Source organism: Dactylosporangium sp. NPDC049140 (assembly GCF_040648435.1).
This window is the reverse complement of sequence record NZ_JBEZDS010000089.1, coordinates 1-23,284: the sequence shown is the minus strand read 5'-3', so window position 1 is coordinate 23,284 and position 23,284 is coordinate 1. Positions and strand designations below refer to the sequence as shown.

Annotated in this window: 23 protein-coding genes, 1 tRNA gene and 2 pseudogenes; 15 read left to right on the top strand and 11 right to left on the bottom strand. The window is 69.3% G+C overall.

Translation table 11 applies throughout. The features are described 5' to 3' along the window. A partial coding sequence (locus AB0B76_RS56635; protein WP_360394063.1) for a formyltransferase family protein occupies positions 1-749 on the top strand: 749 nt, incomplete at its 5' end. Here AB0B76_RS56635 and AB0B76_RS56630 read toward each other — a convergent pair. The 3 genes from AB0B76_RS56630 to AB0B76_RS56620 are packed head-to-tail and all read right to left on the bottom strand — an operon-like array spanning position 724 to position 4,053. Further along, on the bottom strand, positions 724-3,117 hold the full coding sequence (locus tag AB0B76_RS56630; RefSeq protein WP_360394061.1) for a tetratricopeptide repeat protein: 2,394 nt from the start codon (positions 3,115-3,117) through the stop codon (positions 724-726). The genes AB0B76_RS56635 and AB0B76_RS56630 overlap by 26 nt on opposite strands. 26 nt (positions 3,118-3,143) lie before the next feature. Beyond that, positions 3,144-3,755 (bottom strand): DUF6879 family protein, encoded by a 612-nt coding sequence (locus AB0B76_RS56625; RefSeq protein WP_360394058.1) that lies wholly within the window; start codon positions 3,753-3,755, stop codon positions 3,144-3,146. After that, positions 3,748-4,053, bottom strand: coding sequence for a hypothetical protein (locus tag AB0B76_RS56620; RefSeq protein ID WP_360394055.1), 306 nt, complete (start codon positions 4,051-4,053; stop codon positions 3,748-3,750). Before AB0B76_RS56620 ends, AB0B76_RS56625 begins: the two co-directional genes overlap by 8 nt. Positions 4,054-4,176: 123 nt before the next feature. Between AB0B76_RS56620 and AB0B76_RS56615 the strand changes: the two genes are divergently transcribed. Next, a complete protein-coding gene (locus AB0B76_RS56615) occupies positions 4,177-4,581 on the top strand; it encodes a hypothetical protein (protein WP_360394053.1) in 405 nt (134 codons plus the stop codon). 133 nt (positions 4,582-4,714) lie between these two features. Here AB0B76_RS56615 and AB0B76_RS56610 read toward each other — a convergent pair whose 3' ends face one another. Genes AB0B76_RS56610 through AB0B76_RS56600 form a run of 3 tightly spaced genes read right to left on the bottom strand, consistent with a single transcriptional unit; the run spans position 4,715 to position 5,879 of the window. After that, positions 4,715-5,401, bottom strand: coding sequence for a DUF2637 domain-containing protein (locus AB0B76_RS56610; RefSeq protein WP_360394051.1), 687 nt, complete (start codon positions 5,399-5,401; stop codon positions 4,715-4,717). Beyond that, entirely contained in the window at positions 5,398-5,658 is a 261-nt protein-coding gene (locus AB0B76_RS56605; RefSeq protein WP_360394048.1) for a hypothetical protein, read from the bottom strand. The genes AB0B76_RS56610 and AB0B76_RS56605 overlap by 4 nt, the downstream gene beginning before the upstream one ends. Continuing rightward, on the bottom strand, positions 5,655-5,879 hold the full coding sequence (locus AB0B76_RS56600) for a hypothetical protein (protein ID WP_360394045.1): 225 nt from the start codon (positions 5,877-5,879) through the stop codon (positions 5,655-5,657). The genes AB0B76_RS56605 and AB0B76_RS56600 overlap by 4 nt, the downstream gene beginning before the upstream one ends. A 232-nt stretch (positions 5,880-6,111) precedes the next feature. Here AB0B76_RS56600 and AB0B76_RS56595 point away from each other — a divergent pair, with 232 nt between their 5' ends. The 3 genes and pseudogenes from AB0B76_RS56595 to AB0B76_RS56585 all read left to right on the top strand — a co-directional run. Then, positions 6,112-6,426 carry a hypothetical protein gene (locus tag AB0B76_RS56595; protein ID WP_360394043.1) on the top strand — a complete coding sequence of 105 codons (315 nt, stop codon included), beginning with the start codon at positions 6,112-6,114 and terminating at the stop codon, positions 6,424-6,426. Positions 6,427-6,659: 233 nt separating this feature from the next. Then, the gene (locus AB0B76_RS56590) at positions 6,660-8,690 is read left to right on the top strand and encodes a beta-propeller fold lactonase family protein (protein WP_360394040.1); all 2,031 of its coding nucleotides are present in this window, start codon (positions 6,660-6,662) and stop codon (positions 8,688-8,690) included. Between the two features lie 63 nt (positions 8,691-8,753). Continuing rightward, positions 8,754-9,326 (top strand): annotated as a pseudogene (locus AB0B76_RS56585) (helix-turn-helix domain-containing protein); the annotation flags it as partial. Positions 9,327-10,079: 753 nt separating this feature from the next. On the opposite strand, the pseudogene AB0B76_RS56580 reads toward AB0B76_RS56585, so the two are convergent. Further along, a pseudogene (locus AB0B76_RS56580) lies at positions 10,080-10,418 on the bottom strand (site-specific integrase); the annotation flags it as partial. Between the two features lie 249 nt (positions 10,419-10,667). Next, positions 10,668-11,114, bottom strand: coding sequence for a hypothetical protein (locus AB0B76_RS56575; RefSeq protein WP_360394037.1), 447 nt, complete (start codon positions 11,112-11,114; stop codon positions 10,668-10,670). A 145-nt stretch (positions 11,115-11,259) separates the two neighbouring features. Here AB0B76_RS56575 and AB0B76_RS56570 point away from each other — a divergent pair, with 145 nt between their 5' ends. Next, entirely contained in the window at positions 11,260-11,838 is a 579-nt protein-coding gene (locus AB0B76_RS56570) for a hypothetical protein (RefSeq protein ID WP_360394034.1), read from the top strand. A gap of 209 nt (positions 11,839-12,047) precedes the next feature. After that, on the top strand, positions 12,048-12,638 hold the full coding sequence (locus tag AB0B76_RS56565; RefSeq protein WP_360394032.1) for a hypothetical protein: 591 nt from the start codon (positions 12,048-12,050) through the stop codon (positions 12,636-12,638). A 137-nt stretch (positions 12,639-12,775) separates the two neighbouring features. Here AB0B76_RS56565 and AB0B76_RS56560 read toward each other — a convergent pair whose 3' ends face one another. Then, positions 12,776-13,732: a helix-turn-helix transcriptional regulator gene (locus AB0B76_RS56560; RefSeq protein WP_360394029.1), complete on the bottom strand. Its 957-nt coding sequence runs from the start codon at positions 13,730-13,732 to the stop codon at positions 12,776-12,778. 156 nt (positions 13,733-13,888) lie between these two features. Here AB0B76_RS56560 and AB0B76_RS56555 point away from each other — a divergent pair, with 156 nt between their 5' ends. Next, positions 13,889-14,737 (top strand): SDR family NAD(P)-dependent oxidoreductase, encoded by an 849-nt coding sequence (locus AB0B76_RS56555; RefSeq protein ID WP_360394026.1) that lies wholly within the window; start codon positions 13,889-13,891, stop codon positions 14,735-14,737. Between the two features lie 190 nt (positions 14,738-14,927). Here AB0B76_RS56555 and AB0B76_RS56550 read toward each other — a convergent pair whose 3' ends face one another. Continuing rightward, positions 14,928-15,893, bottom strand: a complete 966-nt coding sequence (locus AB0B76_RS56550) for a WYL domain-containing protein (RefSeq protein ID WP_360394022.1) — start codon at positions 15,891-15,893, stop codon at positions 14,928-14,930. Between the two features lie 93 nt (positions 15,894-15,986). Here AB0B76_RS56550 and AB0B76_RS56545 point away from each other — a divergent pair, with 93 nt between their 5' ends. From AB0B76_RS56545 to AB0B76_RS56530, 4 genes are all read left to right on the top strand, one after another. Further along, entirely contained in the window at positions 15,987-16,355 is a 369-nt protein-coding gene (locus tag AB0B76_RS56545) for a VOC family protein (RefSeq protein ID WP_360394019.1), read from the top strand. A gap of 595 nt (positions 16,356-16,950) precedes the next feature. Further along, positions 16,951-17,020, top strand: a tRNA-Lys gene (locus AB0B76_RS56540). Between the two features lie 223 nt (positions 17,021-17,243). Beyond that, positions 17,244-19,298, top strand: coding sequence for a cytochrome D1 domain-containing protein (locus AB0B76_RS56535; protein WP_360394017.1), 2,055 nt, complete (start codon positions 17,244-17,246; stop codon positions 19,296-19,298). A gap of 127 nt (positions 19,299-19,425) precedes the next feature. Beyond that, on the top strand, positions 19,426-20,517 hold the full coding sequence (locus AB0B76_RS56530) for a septum formation family protein (protein ID WP_360394015.1): 1,092 nt from the start codon (positions 19,426-19,428) through the stop codon (positions 20,515-20,517). Positions 20,518-20,531: 14 nt separating this feature from the next. Here the strand turns inward: AB0B76_RS56530 and AB0B76_RS56525 are convergent, their stop codons facing one another. Continuing rightward, positions 20,532-21,389, bottom strand: a complete 858-nt coding sequence (locus tag AB0B76_RS56525; protein WP_360394012.1) for a septum formation family protein — start codon at positions 21,387-21,389, stop codon at positions 20,532-20,534. Between the two features lie 342 nt (positions 21,390-21,731). On the opposite strand from AB0B76_RS56525, the gene AB0B76_RS56520 reads away from it, so the two are divergent. From AB0B76_RS56520 to AB0B76_RS56510, 3 genes are read left to right on the top strand one after another with little or no spacing between them, the layout of a single operon-like run. After that, a complete protein-coding gene (locus AB0B76_RS56520) occupies positions 21,732-22,226 on the top strand; it encodes a hypothetical protein (RefSeq protein ID WP_360394009.1) in 495 nt (164 codons plus the stop codon). Beyond that, positions 22,226-22,453 (top strand): helix-turn-helix transcriptional regulator, encoded by a 228-nt coding sequence (locus AB0B76_RS56515; protein ID WP_360394006.1) that lies wholly within the window; start codon positions 22,226-22,228, stop codon positions 22,451-22,453. The genes AB0B76_RS56520 and AB0B76_RS56515 overlap by 1 nt, the downstream gene beginning before the upstream one ends. Before the next feature lie 41 nt (positions 22,454-22,494). Continuing rightward, on the top strand, positions 22,495-23,175 hold the full coding sequence (locus AB0B76_RS56510) for a DUF4386 domain-containing protein (protein WP_360394003.1): 681 nt from the start codon (positions 22,495-22,497) through the stop codon (positions 23,173-23,175). Positions 23,176-23,284: the final 109 nt, after the last annotated feature.

The window sequence follows — 23,284 nt, the reverse complement described above, 5'->3', positions numbered from 1 at the left end:
TGAAGCCGAACGGCGTCGTTGACGCCCATGCTGCCGCATCGATCGGCGGGATCGTGGGGGCGTTGCCGCCGGGGATGGATCTTCTGGTCCCTGGTAACGCGGTGGGGCTGGCGGAGGCTCTTGCCGGGTACCGGCTGGATCTGCTGATGGTGTACGGCTTCAATTGGAAGCTGCCTGCCGCTGTGCTCGCCACGCCCCGGTGCGGCGTGATCAACATTCACACGTCGTTGCTGCCGAAGTACCGGGGTCCAGCGCCGGTGTTGTGGGCGATCCGCAACGGCGACCCGGAGATCGGCGTGACGATCCATCGGATGGATGAACGGTTCGACGCCGGTCCGATTCTGGCGCAGCGTGGCGGCATTCCGCTCGACGAGGACGTCACGCCGCAAGTCCTGTCGTCGCGGATCCGGCCTGTCCTCACCGATCTGCTCATTACCGCCCTCGACCAGGTGGAACGGGGCGTTCCCGGGGTGCCGCAGCTCGAAGGCGACGCGTCCTCGGCCGGCTTCATCGAACCGGAGTTCTCCACGGTGGACTGGTCGCGGTCGGCGCGTGAGGTGCACAACCAGGTGCGGATGTTCGCGTTCATGGGTCGGGACCACGCACCGGTCGCCCACGTCGGCGACAGTTGTCTGAAAGTGTTCCGCACCCGGTTGACGCCGGGGGACGGTGTCCGGGTTGAGTGTGCCGATGCCCCGATCTGGATCGTGGAGTCGGCGCCCGCTACCGGGGTTCCAGCGCCTCGGTGAGGCGCCGCCGCAGCGCGGTTGCCTGAGGGTCGTCGAAGGAAACAAGCAGATCGAGCGCCTGCTGCCGATGCATCCGGGCGTCCTCCGCGGAACCGGTGTGGTCCAAGGCGTTGGCGAGGTGGTCCAGGGTCTGGGCGAGGTTCCATCCGTCGTCGAGGTCGCGGTGGGTGTGGACGGCGGTGCGGTGGAAGTCGGCGGCTTCGGTGACCCGCCCCATGTCCTGGTATGCATGGCCCGCGCCGTCGAGCGCGAGGGCTTCCCGGCTGCGGTCGCCGAGTTGCCGCTGGATAGCGGCGGCTCGCTGGTAGGACATCAGCGCTTCGGCGGGTTGCCCGGCGGCTCGTTGGACGTTGCCCAGCTCGACCGACCAGTGCGCCTGCCACACCTGGTTCTCGTCCTCGTCAGCGATGGCGAGCGCGCTGTCGATGGAGCTCCGCGCGCTGCCAGTGTCGCCGGACGCTCGTTGCGCCCAGCTGAGCAGAAACAGGGCGTTGCCTTCGCCGAACCGGTCGCCGATGTCCCGGAACACCGTCAACGCGTCCAGTAGTAGGCCTTCTGCAGCCTGCGGTTGTTGCACCTCGCACAGGGTCTCCGCGAGGTTGCATTGCATGAGGGCCTCCCAGCGACGTTCTCCAAGTTCGCCGAAGATGGCCAGGCTCTGCCCGAAGTACCTTCTGGCGTCGTCGAGTCGGCGGCGGCGCAGGCCAATGAGCCCCAGGGCGTTGATGGACTTGGCTTCTCCGAACCGGTTGCCGAGGCTGCGGCGGATGGCGAGCGCGGCGCGGTGGCTGGTCTCCGCCTCGTCGAGCCGGCGCGACTGGAAGTATGCCTTGGCCTCGCTTTCCAGGGCTTCGGCCTGGCCGTCGGGGTTGCCGTCGAGGGTGGCGGAGGCGACGCCGATTCTGCTGGTGGTGAGCCAGTCGTCGAAGGCGTTCTGGTGCATGTAGATGCCGCGCAACACGGCGGCGAGCCGCCACGCGATGCCGTGCAGGTTCGCGTCGACGGCGGCCCGGGTCGCGCCGACGAGGTTGGCGCCTTCGGTCTGGTACCACCGCAGCGCGGCCTCGTAGGTGTCGAAGGCGAGCGGTTCGACGTCCGCCGGGATGGATGCGGTCAGCTGGTACCGGTCGAACGGGGCGATGCGGGTCTGGGCGGCGTCGGCGGTGTGCAGATACCAGCCGAGCACCCGTCGCGTCACCTCGGCACGGGTGTCGGGGGGTTCGAGGTGACGGACCTGGTCGACGGCGTAGGCGCGGAGCAGGTCGTGGAACTCGTACCGGCCAGGTGCCGGCTGTTCGAGCAGGTGCGCGCCGACCAGGGCATCGAGATGCTGCCGGGTGTGCCGGACGGTGGTGCCGGCGAGGGCCGCGGCGGCGGGTAGGCCGAACTCGTTGCCGGGGTGCAGGCCGAGGAGCCGGAACAGGCGGGCCGCCGGTTCGGGGAGGGCACGGTAGGACCAGGCGAACACGGGGCGGACCGCGTCGGCGTCGTCCTCGCCCTCGGCGGTGAGGGCATCCCACAGCCCTGATTCGTCGCGCAGGTCGGCGATCAGTTCGTCGAGGCGCATCATCGGCCGGCTCGCGGCCCGTTCGGCGGCGATCCGCAACGCGAGGGGCAGCCGGGCGCAGAGCCTGGCCAGCTCGACCAGTTCGTGGTGTTGGTCGTGCCGGCGGTACCGGGCGGTCACGGTTCCCAGTAAAGCAACGGCGTCGTCCTCCCGCAGGGTGTCCAGGCCGAGCCGGACCGCGCCGTCCCGGGCAATGAGGCCGGAGAGCCGGTTTCGGCTGGTCACCAGCACCAACGATCTGGCGGTGCCCGGCAGCAGCGGCCGGACCTGGCCGGTTGTCGCGGCGTTGTCGAGGACCACCAGCATCCGTCGGGGTGCCAGCAGCGATCGGTACAGCGATGCCCGGTCCTCCAGCAGCGCAGGAACAGCTGTGGCGGGCACGCCCAGGTCGCGCAGGAACCTGCTCAGGACCTGCTCCGGAACGGCAGGCTGCCCGGGATCGTAGCCGCGCAGGTTCACGTACAACTGGCCGTCGGGAAAGCGGTCGCGGATACTGTGCGCCCAGTGCAGTGCCAGCGATGTCTTGCCGACCCCGGCGGTGCCGGTGATCACGGTGACGGCGGCGACGTTCGGGTTCTCGTGGTCGTCGGACACGACCCCGGTCAGGATCGCCAGTTCGGTGTGCCGGTTGACGAACCCTCGTACGTCACCGGGAAGCTGGGACGGCAACACCTGCAAGCCTGGTTCTGAGCGGTGGAAGTGCACCCCACCGTGCACGTCCCGGGCCTGGACCACGTCGCCGGAGACCGCCGCCTCCAGCCGGTTGACGTGCGGTGTCGGGTTCGGCTCGTCAACCGGCATCGCCGTATCCCGGTCCGGCTCGACGACTACTGCTGACGAGGCGGCGGAAGCGCCGCGACGCGCTCGGCGAAGAACGGCGCCAACGGCCGGCCGTTCTCGTACAGATCCTGGATGAACCGTTGACACCGCACGACGAGGTCACTGTCGACAAACTTGCGGGCCGACTCCAGTACCCCGTCATCGTCGTAAATGGCCTGGTACATCACGGTCGACCCGTGGGTGTAGACCTCCGGGAGTGGAGCGTCGTGCTCGAACTCGGCGACCTGGTCCCGGTCCACGACGCGCACGGCGCCGCCGAACTCGTCCCGCATCCGCAACACGTGAAGTTCCCACTGCAGATACGGGATGATGGGCTCTTCGACAACGCGGACGCGTCGTGTCACGAACCCTCGCTCGGCGGTCCTGCGATAGTAGTCGGCCATGTCGCCACGACCGGCTTCGAGAATCCGCAGCGACTCGTCCCAGTCTCCTTTTGCGAAGGCTTCCCAGCTTGCATTTCCTGGTTCCTTGAAGAACTGCTGGCGCTCCAGCTTCCAGAACCCGGGCTCGGTCGTCGCCCAGAAGTTCCGGTCGAAGTCGGTCAGGTAGGCGTCCAGCTCCATCCGTTCGCCGGCGGCTCCGGCGAGAAGATCACGCATCCGGGATGTCCGCCTTCGCCGCGAGGATGGTCTGCCGCGGGATGATCACGATCCGTTCGCCGGGATCGACGCTCACCCCGTCGGGCAACCGGTCCTCATAGGCGGCGGTTAGGTCCGATCCGATGATCGCGATGTCACCGTTGTCGAGCTCCCAGATATCCGGGCAACTTCCGTCGCCGGACGTCTGCCCCAATTCGTGGGACGACTTTCCCCAACGCCGCAGGAATGACGCGGAGGATTTCGCTTCCCATTTTTCGGTCACGACACTGCTCCAGGAATCGAGATCAAGATCACCCACGGTGACGTTATCATGACGAATGTGCGACAGGCAAGCGTCATTGTCATAGATCGGCGTCTACGCTCCAATGACTCGGCGGACGGGAGCCGACGGCAACCAGGCGCACAGGACGGGTGTGGTGGGATGGATCAGGAAATGGTGACTGCGATCGCGGTCGCCTTGGCGACGAAGGCCGCCGAGGGCCTCAGCGAGGGCGGCAGAGCGGCGTTCGAGGCGTTGGCACGGTTGGTGCAAAGGGCGTTCCAAGGACAGGCCTCCGCGCAGGCCGCGCTCACCGGCGCCGAAGCTGATCCGGCGGACGAGACCCGGATCGAAGAACTCCAGCAGGAGCTTGCCCAGACCGCAGCAGAAGACCCCGCATTCGAGACCGACCTGCGACGCGCGTGGCGCGAGCTCGCACCACACCTGACCGCCAGCGATGGCGCCGTAGCCAACAACGTCTCCGGAACCGTCGAGGGCAACGTGGTGCAGGCACGTGACGTCCACGGCGGGATCTCATTCAGCACACCAAGTCGAGACGAGTCCTGACGCAGCCTGGACCGGTGCACCTTGCGGTTCCGGGTGGCACGTCGATCGAACCGACGTGCTCATCCGGCCGTGACAAGGTATCCCAAACGGGTGCTCGGCCCGGCGATCCGGGCCGAGCACCCGTCCAGAGCTATCAGCGTCCAGCTTTCAGGTCCAAACCCGTAACCGACGGACCAGAGCCGGACGTCAATAGGCGGCGGACATGCCGTTCGGACACGCCGGCCTCCGCGGCGATGTCCGCCGGACGTGCGTCCGGACGTTCCGCCAGCATGCGTGCGATGACGTCCGCCGTCCTCCCCGTACGGCGGCGGAGACGGTCGCCACGTGACGCTTGCACGGGCAGGGCGCCTTCCGTATGCGGATCCGATGCCGCGACGGCTGCGGGTAGCGCATCGGTGCTGCTGCGTTCCTTGCTGCTGGCGTCGTCCGAGGTGGCAGTGGCCGAGGTGTCGGCAGGAGGCTTGGCTCGTGCGAGCATCTCGACCACGAGCAGCATCGCCACGGCCGGCCAGGCTGCCACGATCCGAGCACCGACGGTGGGCTGGGCAGCCGCGATGTTCGCCGCCACGCTGGCCGCCACTCCAGCCACGAACGCGACCCGCGCTGACCAGCGGACACGATGCCCGTGGCGCTTGTCCTCCACCATCGCGGCGGACGCCACGATCAGCATCCCGTCGACCGAGATCGGCAGGACATACGCGACCTCCGGACGCTCGCCGTACCGCAACGCGACGTGAACCATATGGCTCCACGAGGACCACGCCGCGATCGTGGCCACGGCGGCCGTGCTGCCGTTCCGGGCGATACCCATCGGCGTCATGCGCCCACCTCCGCCGCGAGCCGCCGCTGAACAGCCCGGACCTCGTCGACGTCCACGGCCGGACGTCCGCCGATGACCCACCGCGTCCACCACGACACAACCGCCGCGGCGAGCGCCAACTCCGCCAGCACATCGTCCGGTCTCGGCGCCGCCGGCCGTCGGGTGGCGTGATCGTGCAGGTCGAGCAGCACCCGGAACGGGTTAATCCGCTCGGCGTCGACGTACCGGACCGGCGGCCGATCATGTTCGTCCGTCATCGCCGCCTCCCCTCGGGAAGGAAGGCGTTGAGCATCGAGACGGTCCGCACGAAGGTCTGGTACGCCTCCGGCTCGGTGACGAGGCTGTCCGTCAGCGAGTCATGCAGGTGAGCGACAAGCTCGATCACGAACCGCGACCGCACTGCCTTCGGTGTCGGCCACGTCAGCGCCTGCCAGAGCGCCTGACTGAACGGATCGCGGTCGCCCAGACGGGCGAGCATGGCGTCGAGCGAGTTCGGTTCACGTGTCATCGGGCACCATCCCGACTCCGTGACCTGCCCAAAGGCAGCGGCAGCGGATCACCGGCGATCGTGGCTACCGGGTTCGCATGGTGATGCCTCCGGCCCACTGTGTTTCCTGCTCGCTTCGCTCGCGCCGGGGGAGGCTTCGCCTCCACCCGAACCCCCTCACCATCCGCGGCGGGCCCAATGGGCGCGTCAAGCTCCCGGTCGCATGGTGAGCCCGTCGCGCACAGCGGCCGGCAGCGAAGTAATTGGTGTCACCATTCGCGTGATTCGTGCCTGGGGCACCCAGCGGACGGCGGCTCTTATCCGGTTCAGTCCGCGCCTCCGTCACGCCGATCTCGGCAGTCGGTGCACCGGCGCGGCGCTGACGAAATTGTTAGGACGCGAAGGACGCGGCGCCGTGCCGCAGGTCGTGCAGCTGGACCCGTGGAACTTCGGCGAGGCGGCACAGCCGGTGGAACCGGTGGGTGAAGTGGTCCGGTTCAGTGGCCGCCGTACAGCAGCAGCCTCAGATGGCGGCTGAGCTCCCGTCACGTTCGGCGGCCTCTGGCCCCGGGAACCAGGACCACATCTCATCAACAAAATCCTGCCTGCGCACGCCGAGATCATTTCGAGCGGCCGCGTGAAAGCCGGCGCATGCTTCCTGCACCCGTCGCACCTGTGCGGCCGGAGGTGAACGGGGTCGCCGGGCCGGCGGGAGTCGATCATAATCGCTTGCGCGGTATGCATCCCTTCCCTTGCTCTTTAAGGAGCAATGTGCGCAAGCTCCTCCTTGCCGGTCTTCCGGCGGTGATCGTCTCTGCGGCGGTGCTGGTGGTCCCTGCGGCCCAGGCCGCAGCGGCGGTGCAGCAGCGGCAGTACGCCTACGTCGCCATGCCCTCGAACAACATGGTGGCGGTTTACGACGTCCAGTCCGGTGAGAACGTCAGCCAGGCGTTCATCGGCTACGACCCCGTCGCCGTGGCGGTCTCGCCCGACAACTCGCGGCTCTACGTGGCGAGCGCCTCCGTCGACAAGGTGTCGGTGGTCGACACCGCGACCAACACGGTCACCGCGAGCGTCAACGTCAACCTCGGGCCGCGCGCGCTCACCGTCACGCCGGACGGCAAGCGCCTCTACGTGGTGGCCGGCGGCACCAACAAGGTGGTGGTCGTCGACACGGCGACGAACCGGGTCACCGCTACGATCGACCCAGGCGGGGTGCCGGGCGGCGTGGCCATCAGCCCGGACGGCAAACGGGCCTACGTGACCAACGCCGGCGGCGCCAAGGTCTGGGTCGTCGACACCGCGACGAACGCGATCACCGGGACGATCGACGTGAGCCTCTACCCCGGCGAGGTGGTCTTCGCGCCCGACGGCAAGCGGGCCTACGTCGCCGGCTACGGGTACGGCGACGTTACGGTCATCGACACCGCGACGAGCACGGTCACGGCGACCGTCGCCACGGGCAGCGGGGCGACCAGCATCGCGATCACGCCGTCGGGCGACAAGGTCTACGTCGCCAACTCCTTGGGCAACTCGGTGTCGGTGCTGGCCACCGCCACCAACACGGTTACCAGGACGGTGGCCGTCGGCAACTACCCGCGCAACGTGCGGGTGAGCCCGGACGGCAGCCAGGCCTTCGTCGCCAGCGGGAACTACGACGTGGGGGTGTCGGTGATCGCCACTTCGACGGACACCCTGCTGCGCACCATCGCGAGTGAGGGCAACCTCGGCGGCGTGGCGTTCGCCGCCGTGCAGCCGGCGCCGCCGACGGCGGGCCTCGCACTCAGCGCCGACGGGGAGAGCAACTGGGTCTGGTACGACACCACGGCCTCGGAGCATGGCTTCTTCTGGGGCTCCGGGATCGACTACAGGCTCGACTTCGGCGACGGGAGCGTGCCCATCTCCGCGGCGCAGCAGGGGCGGCACGAGTACCCGCACGGCGGCACCTACACCGCGACCCTGACGATGACCGACTCCGGCGGGCTCAGCAGCACCGTGAGCCAGACGATCACCATCCGGCCAGCGCAGCGGATCGCGCTGTTGTCGCACAGCAACCTGCGGTACGTCAGCGCCGAGAGTGCCGGGGCGGACCCGCTCGTGGCGAACCGGACGGTGGCCGGCGCGTGGGAGCAGTTCGACCTCGTCGACCTCGGCGGCGGGGACGTCGCGCTGCGGGCGGCGGTCAACCAGCGGTATCTCACCCTGGACGTGAACTGGAGCAACCGCCTGGTGGCCAACGGCGCCGCCGCGACCGAGGCGGCCCGGTTCCGGAAAGTCGCGGGGGCCAACGGCAGCTTCAGCCTGCTGGCGCGCGCCAACAACATGTACGTCAGCGCCAACAACGGCGGCGGCCCGCTCACCGCCGACCGGCCGGCGATCGGGCCGTGGGAGCAGTTCAACGCCGCGACTCGCACCGGCGTGACGATGACCGCACAGGCCAACTACAAGTTCGTGACCGCCGAGACGGCCGGGGCCAAGCCGCTGATCGCCAACCGGGGCACGGCCGGGCAGTGGGAAGCCTTCGACCAGGTCGACGCCGGCGACGGCTGGGTGGCGTTCTTCTCGCACGCCGACAATCGCTTCGTGACCGCGGAGGCCGGCGGCAACCAGCCGCTCATCGCCAACCGCACCGACATCGGGGCGTGGGAGAAGTTCAAGGTGGAGTACACCGGCGACGCCAACTCGACGCGGTCCATCCTGGCACTGGCCAACAACCGGTACGTGACCGCGGAGGCCGGCGGCAACCAGCCGCTGATCGCCAACCGCACGGCGATCGGGCCGTGGGAGAAGTTCAGCTTCTAGGAGGTCCTGGGCTTGCGGTTCGAGCATCGTGACGCCGAGGGCGGCAACGGCGTTGTGGACCGGATGTGGCGCACCCGCAGCGACGGCGAGGCGACGATGACGTCGGCGGCGCGCACGTGCTCGCAGCTGATCTTCACGCGGATGCGGGGGCGGCTGTTCGCGAGCGTGCGGGAGCCGGAGACCGCGGCCAGCACCGCGCCCGTGCCCCCGGACGCCGAGTTTCTCGGGGCTCCGGCTGGCGCTCGGGGCGGTGCTCCGGCCCCACCCGGCGGCCGCGATCGTCGACGGGGCGGTAGCCCTGCCGGTGACGGAGGCGGCCGGGTCGTCCTCGGCGGGCGGGCGTGGGAGGCGCCGACCTACGACAACGCCGAGTGCTTCGTCCGGCGCCTCGAGGACGCTGGGCTCGTGGCGCGGACGCGGCTGCCCGACGGGCTTCCGCCGCGGACCAGGCAGCGGAAGTACCGCGCGATCACCGGGCTGTCGCCGACCGCCGTGGCGCAGATCGACCGCGCGAACGCCGCGGCCACGATGCTGCGCGAAGGGCTCGACTGGCGGGCGGTCGTCGAGGCGCTCGGGTACTTCGACCAGCCCCACCTCGCCCACGCGCTGCGCCGCTACGTCGGGCACACCGCGACGGGGCTGCGGGCGGACGGCGCCGAGCAGCCGCACCGGCGGCAGTCCGGCGGCGGTGATCAGGTATCGCAGCCGCTTGGTGAAGCTGTTGGGGTGGAACGGCTGCCCGTCCGGGCGGGTGAACACGTAGTCCCAAGGCCGCCACGGCTTGCCTGCGGCCGCGCACAGCTGCCGCTGACGGCGCTGATGGGCGCGCAGGATCGCCACCGTGCGCCGGTCCAGGGCGATCGTGCGGCGGCTGGCGGTGGACTTCGGTGGGCCTTCGACGACCTGGTAGCCGATCGTGGTGCGCTGGCTGGTGATCGACAGCTGCCGGCGGTCGAGGTCGACGTCCTGCCAGCGCAGGCCGGCTGCTTCACCGCGGCGCAGCCCGCGCAGTGCGATGAGCCACCACAGTGGGAACAGCGGGTCGTCGGCGACGGTGTCGAGGACCTCGGTGAGCTGGGCGGTGGTCCAGACCGCCACCGCCGGCCGGTTGCCGTCGGTGCGCCACTGCTCGACCCGGGCCGCGGTCCAGACCACGGCGTGGGGTCGGCGGGTGGCGGGCATCTCGACGCGGCGGGCCGGGTTGTCGGCGACCATGCCGTCGCGGATGGCGGCGTTGTAGGCGGCGCGCAGCGTGGCGCGGATGCGCTGCAGGGTGGCGGCGGATCTGGGCTGGCCGGTCGGGGTTGGGGTGGCGGCCAGTTCGGCGAACATGGCGGTGAGGTGCCGGCTGGTCACCTCCGCCAGCCGCAGCCCGCCGATGGCCGGGATGAGGTGGGTCTCGACGTGCTGGGTGTAGGCGCGCAGCGTGGTCGGCCGGATCGCGGCGCGGGTGGTCAGCCAGTACCGCAACCACCGGGCCACGGTCCAGGTCCGACCGGCGAACTGCTCCCGTGACTCCGCGAGGGTCTGCTTCCGCGCGGTCTGTGCGGCGGCCTGGGAGGTGAAGCCGCCGCGGCGCACCTGGATCGCCCGGCCGGACAGGTCCGGCACGTAACAGCGGTAGTGCCAGGTGCCGTGCCCTCGCTCCAGCAGTCGGGTGCATCGGATACCCAGGCGGCGGCCGGTCGCTGCGTCGCGGCATCCACACTGTTTGAACACACCCGACATCGGCATCGCAACCTCCCGAGCAGCCAGAAGTCCCGATACTCAGCGTTGGCGCGCAGCGAACGCGACACGTCACCCCAGCGGGTGACAAAGAGCAGACACAGCGCCGAGCCGAGCGACCGCACCGATCCGCTCGGGAACAGGTCGTTTGGTCCGGAAGCTGGGCGCCGGCGCCTTCCCCACCTGGATGGGCCACGACACCACCGTTGCCGGCGACCCGTTGGCCCCGGCAGGCGGACCGGTTCACGCAGCTCACCCCCGGAGCGCGACGTGCTGAACCGGCCGGCCGGCCTGCCCGCCACGGCCGGCGGCGGGCCCGGCCTGGCCAGCAGGACGGTCAGCAATCACATCTCGGCGATCTTCGCCAAACTGCACGTCGCGCGCCGCGCCGAGGCAGTCGCGGAGGCCTGCGTCGCCGGCCTCGGCGATCCGCGACGAGGGCGCTACGAGGGTGTCGACCTCGGCGCGGCCGGGTCCGTATTCGCGGCGGAACGGCTTGCCATCGTCGCGGACGTCGTGGAGGACCTCGGTCCGGCCGCCCGCTGCGGAGCGCGACACGGCCCTGCGCCAGGCATCGATCATCAGCCGTGCCATCACCGACGAGTCGCAGCGGCTGTCGGTACTGACCCGGATCGCGGCGCACCTGCCCGCCGAACTGGACGGCATCCAGGCCGCCGCGGCCGCCATCAGCAGCGACACCGTGCGGGCATACGGATTCGCCAAACTGGCGGCCCATCTCCCAGCGGCCGGACGGGCCGAACTGCTGCGCCAGGCACTCGACGCAGCAACCGCGCGGCCTGAGCCACATTCGCGCGCCTTCGCGCTACTCGGAATCATCGCTTGCATGCCAGCCCAGGATCGGGTCGAGGCCCTCCGCGCGGCTCTGGCCGCCGCCGAGGCGACCCCGGAGCCGAGCCTCCGAGCGTCGCTACTCACCGCGCTCATCCCATATCTGACGGCCGACCGGGGGGCCGACGCACAGCAACGAGCGCTCGCCGCCGCCAACGCCGTCCGAAGCCCGGAAATGCGGGTGGAACTCCTGGCCCGGCTGATACCGCACCTGCCGCCGGACGACCGGAAGACCGTGCCTCGCCAAGCGCTGGCCGTCGCGGTCACGGTCTACCGCGACGAATGGCGGGTGCTGGCCCTGGTCCAGATCGCCCCGCACCTGCCGGCGGACCTGCGCACGCAGGCCATGAGCAGGCCGGAGGACGAGTGGCAAGCACAGGTGCTCGCCGCGTTTGCGCCACACCTGCCGGCCAGCTCGCTCCCGCACGCGCTGGCCACGGCCACGGCCACGGCGATCAGCGATCCGTACTGGCGGGGCGTCGCACTGGTCGAAATCGCCCCGCACCGGCCCGCCGGCCTGCTCGGCGAAGCGCTCGCCGCTGCAGCCGCCCTCGCCGAGCCCGCCGGACCCTAACGTCCAAGAGTTCTCCGATTCCGTAAAGAACACCTTCACTGAATTCAGATTCAACACAGGCCATGGCTCGAGGCACATCCGCCCATCGGCATCGTCGAGTGCCGGAACACGATCTTGTCACCGCGCGCTCGTCGCGGAGCGTAGCGAGCGCCTCGCGGCATGAGCGGAAACGGATCAAGCACGGTAGGCGGCGCCGATACCCTGGCCGGATGCAGCAGCCTCCTGACGGCCCGCGCTACTGGGACCCGGTTCCCCACATCGCTGCGGTGTTCGATTCTCTGCCGGCGCGGCAGCTGCGATCGGCGCCCGAGTACGTGTTCTGCGGCAAATGGGAGGAGCGGAACTGGCGCAACGTACCCGGCCCCTTCTACGGCGGGATGACGGACACCTGCTGGGTGGGACGGCAGAACGCGCCCAAGCACATCCTGTACTGCGACGACGATGAATTCGGCGGAGAGTTTCTGTACCGGCAGCCACACACCGTGGACGAGCTGCGCGCCGTGCTCGCCGGGATGCGTGACGATCCCTGGTCCGGCTGGGCGTGCGACGGCGACTCCCAGTGGACGCCTGACCTCGTGCGCGCCTGGTGGCGCGACCGCGGTCGCCTGCGCGAATGGATCCTGCGCAAGCAGAAGGAATGGGGCAGCGAGGGCCTGCCGACCGACGAGCACGAAGGGGCCGGTCTCACCGACTACCTCGCCTACCTCGACTCTGAACTGGCCGGAGACCTGCGCTGCTACATGTATTTCCTCGAGAACGGCCGCGGCCCGATACGTGATGAGCGTCTGCCTTCGCTTTAGCCGCACGGGCCGGCGATGCGCGAAATCACCAGTCGCTTCGTCCAGCTCGGCATCCGCTCAAGGGCATGGTTGCGAGCCGGGTCGCAACGCTAGCCGTCACGCTTTGTATCGATCGGATCGCGGCAGATCCGGATGTCTCACCTAATATGGCGCCGAATCTCGTGATCATGGTCGGGGTGGCTGGGAACAGGCCGGTCGCCGCTTCCCGCTGCGCCTGCTGTGGGCCGTGCGCGAGCCACGTCAGTCGTGCGGCGACGGTCGGTATTGGTCCAGAGTCCGAGCAGGCGCAGGTTGTCCTGCGACGGGCTGCCGGGGTCGGCCGTGTAGAGGAACAGCGTCTGGTCCTCGTCGCCGGGCAACGCCAGGGCCTCGTACCGCAGCGTGATCGGCCCGACGGCGGGGTGCGCCATGCGCTTGGTGCCGTGGGTGCGCTCGTGAACCTTGTGACTGTTCCACCACGTACGAAACTCCGGGCTTTTGATCGTGAGCTCGCCGACCAGTTCGCTGAGCCGGGTGTCGTCAGCGTTGCGGCCGGCGTACAGGCGCAGGGTGCCTGCGACGTCGGCCGCCACGGCCGGCCAGTCGAGGAACGCAGCGCGGGCGTCGGGGTCGAGAAAGATCCACCGCGTGTAGTTGCGCTCGCGGGCCGGCAGCCGCGTCCAGTCGGTGAGCAGAGCACAGGCCAGGGGGTTGGCGGCGAGCACGTCGGTGCGCCGGCCCAGGATCAGCGCCGGGTGCTCAGTCATCGAGGCGATCATCTGCTGCATGGCCGGGCGTACACGCTGCGGCGGCTGCTGCGTGGCGCGCCGCCGGGCGGGCCGGGCCAGGTCGGCCAGGTGCGCGCGGCCGGCCGGCTCCAGCTGGAACACCCGGGCCAGGGCATCGACGACCGCGGCCGACGGGGTGCTGTGGCGACCCTGCTCGAGCCGGGTGTAGTAGTCGACGCTCACCCCGGCGAGCTGCGCCACCTCCTCGCGCCGCAGCCCGCGGACTCGCCGCCCGGCCGCCGCGTCCGGCCGCGCGACCCCGGCCGCCTCCGGCGTCGTGCTCGCCCGGCAGGTCCGCAGAAACTCACCCAGGGCCACGTTCACCATGCATTCGATTGTCTCGCGACGCCGTGGCCTGCGGAAAGAGGCAGGGTAGGCATGGCATTCCCAGGTAGCGCTGGGCTGGCCCGGCCCTGTCCGTGCCGGCGCTGCCGCTCGCACGATGGAAGCCGTCGAGACACCAGCACCACGAGGAGAACTTGCATGTCACACCCAGCCACCTGGTTCGTCACTGGCACCTCCCGCGGCCTAGGCCTGGAGCTGGTCACCCAACTGCTGCGCCGCGGTGACAACGTGGCCGCGACCACCCGATCGGTACAGCGCCTCGACGAGGCACTGCAGGACGTCGACCGGTCCCGGCTGCTGACCGCGGAGGTCGATCTGACCGACGAGGCTGCCGTTGCGGCGGCTGTCGAGGCGGCCACCCGGCGGTTCGGCACAATCGACGTGGTCGTCAACAACGCCGGATACGGCTTCCTCGGCGCCGTCGAGGAAGTCACCGACGCCGAGGCCCGGCAGATGTTCGACGTACAGATCTTCGGCGTCTGGAACGTGCTGCGCGCGGTGCTGCCGGCCATGCGCGAACGCCGCGGCGGGCACATCATCAACATCTCCTCGATCCTCGGCCTGACCTCCTTCCCCGGCTGGGGTCTCTACTGCGCCGGCAAGTACGCCCTGGAAGGCCTCACCGAATCGCTGGCAGCCGAGGTGTCCGGCTTCGGCATCGACGTCCACCTCGTCGAGCCCGGCTACACCCGCACCGACTTCCTTCGCACCACCTCGCTCGGCCTGCCATCGAACCCGATCGCCGGCTACGAGGCCATCCGCGAGATGACCGACGCCCACCTCAAGATGCCCGGCACCCAGCTCGGCGACCCCGTCAAAGCCGCGACCGCGATCATCAGCGTCGCCGCCGACGGAAAGGCCCCGCTGCACCAACTCCTCGGCTCCGACTCCTACGGGCTGGCCAAGGCCCGCCTCGACACCCTCACCGCCGACGTCGAGAACGGCCGCGATCTGACCTTCTCCACCGACATCACGCAGAACGCTTGACGGCGACGCCGGCGCCGGCGCCGGCGCCGGCGGGACGCTGCGACCCCGCATCCGCACCGCTCATCGGCCATGTCCGCAAGCCGGCGGGCCTCGCTCAGCACCGCAGGCGGCGCCGAGCGGACAGCGGCATGAGAGTGAGTTGATCTTGACGCCGGGGCGTGCATCCTCGCGGACAACCAGGTATTGCTGGTCAGGACGTTGGTGACGGCGCATAGTGGCGGGCAAGGTCGGTGGCGAGGGCGCGGAGGTGAGCCCTGGCTTCGGTGGGGGCGTGCACCGTGATGGCGCTGCCGAACGGCAGTAATGCTCGTACGTCCTCAAGATGCATGAAGCGAATGGTCACCTTGTGGCCGGTGGCGGAGTCTTCATGGTTGTCCCGGACGAGTCGTAGGCCGAAGATCCGTTGCGCTCGCTCGATCTGGGTCTGGTCGATGGTGGCGCTGACCTCTATCGGGTGGCTGTGTGCCCATTGGTCGATGAGCGCTGCTGCGACGGTGGCTAGGGTCTGGTTCTGGCGGATCCGTCGTGGCTGGTCGAGTTCTTTCCACGTGGTGATCCGTTCGAGTCGGTACATCCGTGGCACTCGGGCGCAGTCGGCGACGAGATACCAGATGCCGGCCTTGGCGAGCAGCCCGTAGGGATCCACGACCACGTCGCGTGGGCATGGCTCGCGTGGACTGTCGTACACGATCCGTAGCCGGCGACCTCGTCGCACTGAGCCGATCAGCGAAGCCGGAGTTGTGCCGGAAGCTCGTGTCTGGTGCCAGGGACGGCTGTCCACGTGCACGACGTCGGTGAGCGGCAGGAGGTCATGAACTCGACGTGACTGTGTAGCGGCGATCTTGGCGAGCGCGCGGCGGCTCTCGACGGATGCGTCGAGCTCCGTGCGTTGCTTCTCATCAAGCCCGATGAGTGAGAGATGATCACGCTCGCCAGGCGTGAGCCGCGTGAGGTCGAGCCCGGGCCCGGGCAGCATGGCCACGCCGCCGAGGCGGCCCCGGTGCGCGGTCACCGGCAGACCGGCGTCGCGGAGCCAGTTCAGGTCCCGGGTGATGGTTCGAAGGGAAACCCCGAGCGCCGAGGCAAGGTCCTGTGTGGTCGCGCCATCCCTCGATTCGAGAAGCAGCATCAGGGCGAAGAAACGGTCCGGGGTCACCCACCAAGTTTCTCAAGAAATTGCGACATGATGCGGCGCATATTCCGGCCAGGCTGGTGGATGCGTACCTACGACCAGCGAGAAGGAACGACCATGACCACATCCGTCGTGTTCATCGTCTACGTGAACGACACGCCCGCCGCGGCTCGTTTCTACGGCGATCTCCTCGGCTTGAGCCCTTCGTTCGAGACTTCGGGATACATCACCTTCGACCTCGGGCCTGGCGCTGAGCTCGCTCTGTGGTCCGGCCAGTTCGAGGATCTGTCGCCGGGCGTCCCGCGTACCAGTGAGGTTTGCCTGGCCATCGAAGGTGGACGACCCGACGAGATCAACACGATCTTCAAGCAGTGGCAGTCCAAGGGCGTCACGATCCTGCACGAACCGCACGATGCGGGGTTCGGCCTGACCTTCCTCGCAGCCGACCCTGACGGGAACCGTATCCGGGTCGCACCGAAAGACTAGAGGTGCACGATGCAGCAGGCGCGCACGTCAGGTGTCGCGCCTGCCGTTGTCTGCCTTCGAGAGGACGACGAGTGTCCCACGTCGACGGGTGCACTTCTCGGAGGTGTACACCTGCGGGCTACCGCGATCTTCTCGGAGGTCATCTTGCTGGGCCGGCCACCTCGGCGCGTAACTGACATCCGGTGAGTGACATCCGCGCTGCCAGTCAGGCGAGAAGTCTCAGCTCAACCTGCTCCAGTAACACTCGTAGGGGAACAGCAGCGAACGCGCTCACATCGGCCAGATGAGTGAATTGATCAAGCACTCCCATCGATCAGACTGCAACCCACCGTAGTCGACTTGTCTGGACAGATGTCCATGCAGGAGAGGCTACGGGTCCGCGCGGGCGCAGCCTCCACATGATCGGTTGCTCGCTGGTTGCTCGGATGTTCGCTAGCTGGCACGGACGGAGCCGTACGGCTCAGGAACTTCCGCGTCCCATCCAATGCGGGCATCGGCGTTTTGTAGAGCACTGACCCAGCCGACCTGCACGGACGCTGTCGGACCACATCGGACGCTCGACGCACCTCACGGACTTTCCCTTGCTATGCTTGAACTTGAGCTAGTTGATCGTCCACTTCGGACTTTTAATCCGTAGGTTCAGGGTTCGAGTCCCTGGCGGCCCACTGTATTTACTTTTTCGTGGGGGAGGCTTCGCCTCCACCCACACCCCCTCACGAGCTACGCCCGCGCAGCCGGGCCGTGCGGGCTCGGCGGCTCCAGCCCATGGGGCTTCGTGGAGATTAAGCCCTCCGGTATGCGTTCGAAGTCTCGCCGTGATTCATGCGGTTTGTCCGAAGTAGACGGTGAGGGCAATGGGGAGCAAGATCGCTCCGGCATAATGCCGCCGTGCAGAAGCCTCTCATCGCCGGGCTCGCGGCGACCGTCGGCGTGACCGCCGCGATGGTTGCCGTGGCCGCCCCGGTGACCGCCGCGGCAACCACCCGACAGGTGCTCTACGTCGGCGGTTACGGACCCGGCCTCGCAACAGTGGTTGATCCGGCAACCGGCAAGGATCTCAACACCATCGGTGACGGCATCACCTCGTACGGGGGAGGCGAACGGTCGGCGTTCGACCCCGATCGCGGCCTGCTCTATCTGCCGGACGGCGGCTCGAAGATCAACGTCGTCGACGTCGCCCGGAGCACGGTGGTCAAGACCATCGACGACACCGGTGGCGGCACCACGTGCAGCGTGGCGTTCACGCCCGGCGGCGGCCGCCTCTACGCGGTCACCGACTACGCCGGCGTGTCCGTGATCGACACCGCCACGTACAAGGTGATCGCGAAGATCACGGTGGGTCGGAACGCGAAGGACGTCGCGGTCGCCCCGGACGGCAAGCATGCCTACGTCGTTGCGGACGAGGCGTACATGAACAGCCGTGGCAATGTGTCGGTCGTCGACACGGCGACGAACACCGTCACCGCGACGATCCAGGTCGGCGGACTACCGAAGGCGATCGTGGTCGCGCCGGACGGCAGACATGCGTACGTGGCCAACTCCGACAGCGCCGACGTGTCGGTGCTCGACCTCACGACGAACGCCGTCGCCGCGACGGTATCCGTCGGGTCCCAGCCGCTCGACGTGGTGATGTCGCCGGACGGGTCGCGGGCCTACGTCAGCAACTACGGGTCCGACTCGGTGTCGGTCCTCGACACGGCCACGAACACGGTCACGGCGGCAGTGCCGGTCAGCGCGCACGCGCGCACCGTCATCATCGCGCCGGACGGCAAGCGGGCGTACATCGGCGCCGGCGACGCGTCCGGCCTGCTCGTGCCGTTCGACCTGGCCACCAACGCGACCGGCCCGGCGATCCCGACCGCCCGGGTGCCCATGCGAGCGGTTCTCATCGACGTCCCCGACCCGGCGCAGTGGGCGGCCGACTTCACCGTCGAGCCCGTCGAAGGGCCGCCCAATTCGTTCGTCTTCGACACGAACGCCTCGTCCCCGGGCCTGGTCCGCATCGCGTCCTACAGCCTCGACCTCGGCAACGGCGTCACCAACACGTACGGCACGCCGCTCCGCTTCACCTACACGTACCGCACGCCCGGCACCTACACGGCCACCCTCACCGCGATCGACGTCGAGGGTCGCACCGAAGTCGTCCGCAAGCAGGTGCAGGCGCGGTCGCTGACTCGGAAGCTGTCACTGCTGGCGCTGAGCAATCTGCGGTACGTCACCGCGGAGGACGCCGGCCGCAAGCCCTTGGTGCCGAACCGCACCGCGGTCGGCGACTGGGAGAAGCTCGAGGTGATCGACCTCGGCGGCGGCGACGTCGCGCTGCGGGCGGGGGTGAACGGTCGCTACGTCACCGCCGATCCCGCCAGCTCGCGGCTGACGGCGAGCGCCGAGAACCCGGCCCCGTTCCAGTACGTCGCGGACGCCGACGGCGTGTTCAGCCTCCGGTACAAGGCCACGGGCAAGTACGTCAGCACGAACTACGACCGCGAACTTACCGCGGACCGCGACGCGATCGGCCCATGGGAGCGGTTCGCCGCCACCGTGACCGCGAACGTGTCGTGGTGGTCGGCGGTGAGCGGCTTCGTCTGCGCCGAGGACGGCGGCCAGCGGCCGTTGATCGCGAACCGCGCGCGGATCGGGTCCTGGGAGGTCTACGACGTGATCGACGCGGGTGACGGCCAAGTCGCGTTCTTCGCCCACGCCAACTACCGCTTCGTTACTGCGGAGGCCGGCGGCGCCCAGCCGCTGATCGCCAACCGGACCGCCGTCGGCGCCTGGGAGAAGTTCACGATCAGCCCGAACCAGACGGGCGGGAGCGACTCGCTGCGGGCGAACGCGAACGGCAAGTACGTGACCGCGGAGGCCGGCGGCGCGCAGCCGCTGATCGCCAACCGGACCGCCGTCGGTGCCTGGGAGAGCTTCTACGGTCTGCCTCGGCCCTGAACCGGCCGGGCCGGCCGACCCCCAGGGGTTGAGTCCAGCGCAATCATGGCCCCAACCCGGCAGGCCCCGCCCCGCCTCGCCCAAGACCAACGTCAGACCCGATCCGCGCATCCGAGGTTGAGCCTGTATGCACGTCACTGCGGTCCCCGGCCACACGGCCGGGGACCGGACGATGCGATGCCTTGGATCACAACTCAGCCGTACGGCCGTTGACATCCCCGGGCGCGGCGGAGAAAGTCGTGATCTCCACTGTCTGGTGGGGTTCACGGGGGAACGAGTGGCGATGATGATGCCTGCCCGGACGGCAATGACGGCCGTGCTCGTCGGGGCTCTTCTCGGGTTGTCCGGCTGCGGTCTGCGCGTCGCCGGCACCGACGGTGACCTGGTCGACGACTGGAAGCCGATGGCGGCGGCGAAGTTCGATCTGCCGACGGTCGGGATGTGCCTGGACAGTCCGTCGAAAGCGCCCTTCGACCCGGCCTTCGTGCGGTCCACGCCGATCGAGTGCGATCGCGGGCACACGCTGGAGGTCGTGCTGGTCGGCACGATCGAGGGCAAGGCCGCGCAGGCGCCCGAGCCGCCGGCGCCGGGTAGCGAGGGGTATCAGGCCGCGTATGCGGCGTGTGGCCAGGCGGCCGGCGGTTATGTCGGCGGTGACTGGTACACCGGAATGCTCGGCATCAATGTGCAGATGCCGACGCGGGCCCCGTGGGGCGGCGGCCTGCGCTCCTACGTCTGCTCGGTCTACGCGTTGAGCAGCGCTTACGGCGTGATGTCCTTCACCTCCGGGTCGCTGAAGGGTGCGCTGGCCGGGGACGCGCCGAAGGCGCTGCGTTGCCTGGACGTCGTCGGCAACAAGGCGGCCAACGGCTGGTGGGACGCGATCTCGGCGCTGACCCCGATCGACTGCGCGCAGCCGCACGAGGCCGAGTTCGTCGGCGCGGTCCAGATCGGCACCGGCGCCGGCGGCGCGCTGCCCGCCAAGGACGTGCTGAAGAAATGGACGACCGACATCTGCTGGCCCGTGGTGGCCACGTTCATGGGGCTCAGCCGCGCCCAGTTCGACAACCGCGAAGACATCGGGCTCACCTGGGAAGGCATGAGCAAGTACCAGTGGGACGCCGGCGAGCGTCACCAGCGCTGCTTCGTTCTGTTCAGCCCCGGCAAGAAGGTCCATGCCTCGATCAAGGGACTCGGCACGAAGCCCCTGCCGGTCTGACCACGCGAACTCCGTCAGCCCTTCGGAATGTTCTTGCCCTGGGTGCCGAGCACCGAGCCCGTGATCGTCTTGCCGCTCCACAGTACGAAATAGCATTGGGCCACGCTGATTCCCGCCTTCGACAGGTTGTTGGCGGCCCAGAAGTTGTAGCCCCACGTATCGTCGAGCTTCTTCGCGGAGACGCCCATCTCCGCGGCGATCTCGTCGCGGCACGCGATCTGGAACGGCGTGAACGCCGGGTCGTCCTTGTCCTTCGGCACCGGGGCGGCATAGGCGGCGCTCGGCGCTCCGACGTACTCGGCGCTGTGCGGCTCCGCGCAGTCGACGGGGTTCAGGTCGTGCGCCTTGGTCAGTGTGAAGCAGCGCGGCGCGGCCGCGGTCTTTCCGGCGGCGTAGGAGCCCTGGACGGTCGCCAGCTTCGGATCCCCCGGGCTGAAGTCGACCGCGACCAGCTGGCACGCGAACCAGCGCGAGGCCTTGTTCCAGTCGGCGGCGGCCGGCACGGCGATCTCGTACGTCAGACCGCGGCGGCCGAGCGGGGTCCCCAGGTACACGGCGGTCTTCGTCCGGCACTCGGCGTCGGCCGGGGCGAGGTCCGGTGTGCCCGGCGCGGGTAGACCGCTGACGGTCAGGCTACCGACGTAGGCGATCTCGACCTGGTGATCCTTCACGCAGTCGGTCACCACCGGGGTCATGATCTCGCCCCCGAACGGGCGGTCGTAGCACTGGCCGACCTGCGGAACCATCGGCGGCGTCGCCGACGGGGAGGGCGACGGGGCCGCCGCCGGGGAAGAGGACGCAGCGGTCGAGCAGCCGGCCGTGAACAGCAATGCGGCCAGCGCGAGCGCCGGGCCGTACCCCCGAATGGACATCGGCACAGAAAACGATCTCCAGTGCCGGGGCGCAAGGAGGAGTTTTTAACACACGGCCGGACCGTAGGACGCCCCCGGCCGGCGGCGCGGCCGGCGACGGGTCGCCTTCGCGGCGGTGCGGGACAGCTCGGTGCGGCGCGCGGCCGGCGAGCCCGACGCGTGGGTTGAGCTGACCGCCGCCCATCCCGGCACCCGGCCCCTGGCTGGCCCAGCCGGCGATCCAGGCGATCGCCGTCGCCGCCGCTCTGACGCCGTGAGCTGGGAATGTCAAAGATACTTGACTTCGCGACCGGCACCACCGTACGGTCGTCATGTACAAGATGTTTGACATTGGAGGAGCCCATGGCCGCCGTTTCGCCGTTGTCCGATGACGAGCCGGTCCGGATGACGGTCAATGAGCGCACCGTCTGGGCCTCGCTCGCCACCGTGGTCGTGTCGTCCGGCGCCTACGGCGCGCTGATGGTGCCACGGCTCCTGAGCCAGCCGGTCGCGGAGATCTCGTGGGTGGTTCCGATGCTGTGGACCCTGGGCCTGTCCATCGTCGGCTCGATCGTGCTCAGCATCGTGTTCACGATCGTCGCCGAGGCCACCCGGGGCGGCGGATCGGTGCCGGCCGGACGCGGGACGGTGACGTCCGACGTGCGGGATCAGGAGATCGGCCGGCGCGGCGGGCGGGCCTCGATGATCGTGATCAGCGTGGGATTCGGCGGCGCTCTCGTGCTGGCGATGCTCGACGCCCACAGCTTCTGGATCGGCAACCTGCTGTTCGTGTCCGGCACGATCGGCGCGGTGGTGGAGGCGATCACAAAGCTCCGGCTGTACCGGCGGGGCTTCTGATGAGCCCGAAGCCCACTCGGGTCACCAACCAGATCCGCACGCTGCGCTCGCAGGCCGACGGCATGACGCAGGCCGACCTGGCCAACCGCCTCGGCGTGACCCGCCAGACGGTGATCGCGATCGAGCAGGGGCGTTACTCGCCCTCGCTGGAGCTGGCTTTCCAGATCGCACGGATCTTCGACCGGCCGCTCGACGCGGTTTTTCAGTACGACGCGCCGCCCGGCTGACACGGCAGTGCGACCACCACCCGTTCACCGGAGGCAGTCGCATGACCGACGTCAAGCACACGGCCCGGATCACCGGCCTGGCCTATCTGGGCCTCGCCGTCTCCGGCATTCTCGGATTCCTCGTCGTCCGCAGCCAGCTCTACGTGCCGGGCGACGCCGCGCGGACGGCGGCGAACCTGGTCGCGCACGAAGGGCTCGCCCGGTTCGGTATCGTCGCCGACGCCGTCACGGTGCTCACCCAGGCCGTCACCGCCGTCTGGTTCTGGCGGCTGTTCCGCCCGGTCCACCCGGTGGCCGCGGGCTCGATCGCCGCGTTCGGACTGGTGAACTCCGTGACGATCCTGGTCGGCACCATGTTCTCGGCCACCGCGCTCGACGTGGCCGTGCGCGCCGCGCCGGCATCGGCGGACCAGGCCCTGCTGCTCTACGACCTCAACGCCGCCGGGACCAGCCTCGGCGGGCTGTTCTTCGGCCTCTGGCTGCTGCCGATGGGCTGGCTCGCGGGCCGCTCCGGTTACATGCCCCGGCCGCTCGGCTGGCTGCTCGTCGGCGGCGGAGTCGGCTACGTCCTGAGCGTCGTGGTCGCCTTCCTCGCCCCGGACAGCTCCGGCCTCGCCTACGCCCTCACCGTGCCGGCCACCGTCGGCGAGCTGTGGATGGTCGGCCACCTGCTCGTGACGGGCGTGACGGTGAGGGCGAGCCTGAAGACGGCAACCGGCTGAGTCACCACCGACCGGTCACGCGGCGTCGATGGCCGCGGTGATCTTGCGGATCATGTCGGTGACGGCGGGGGTGGGCTGGGTGTTGTGGGTGGCCGACTCCAGGGCGGTG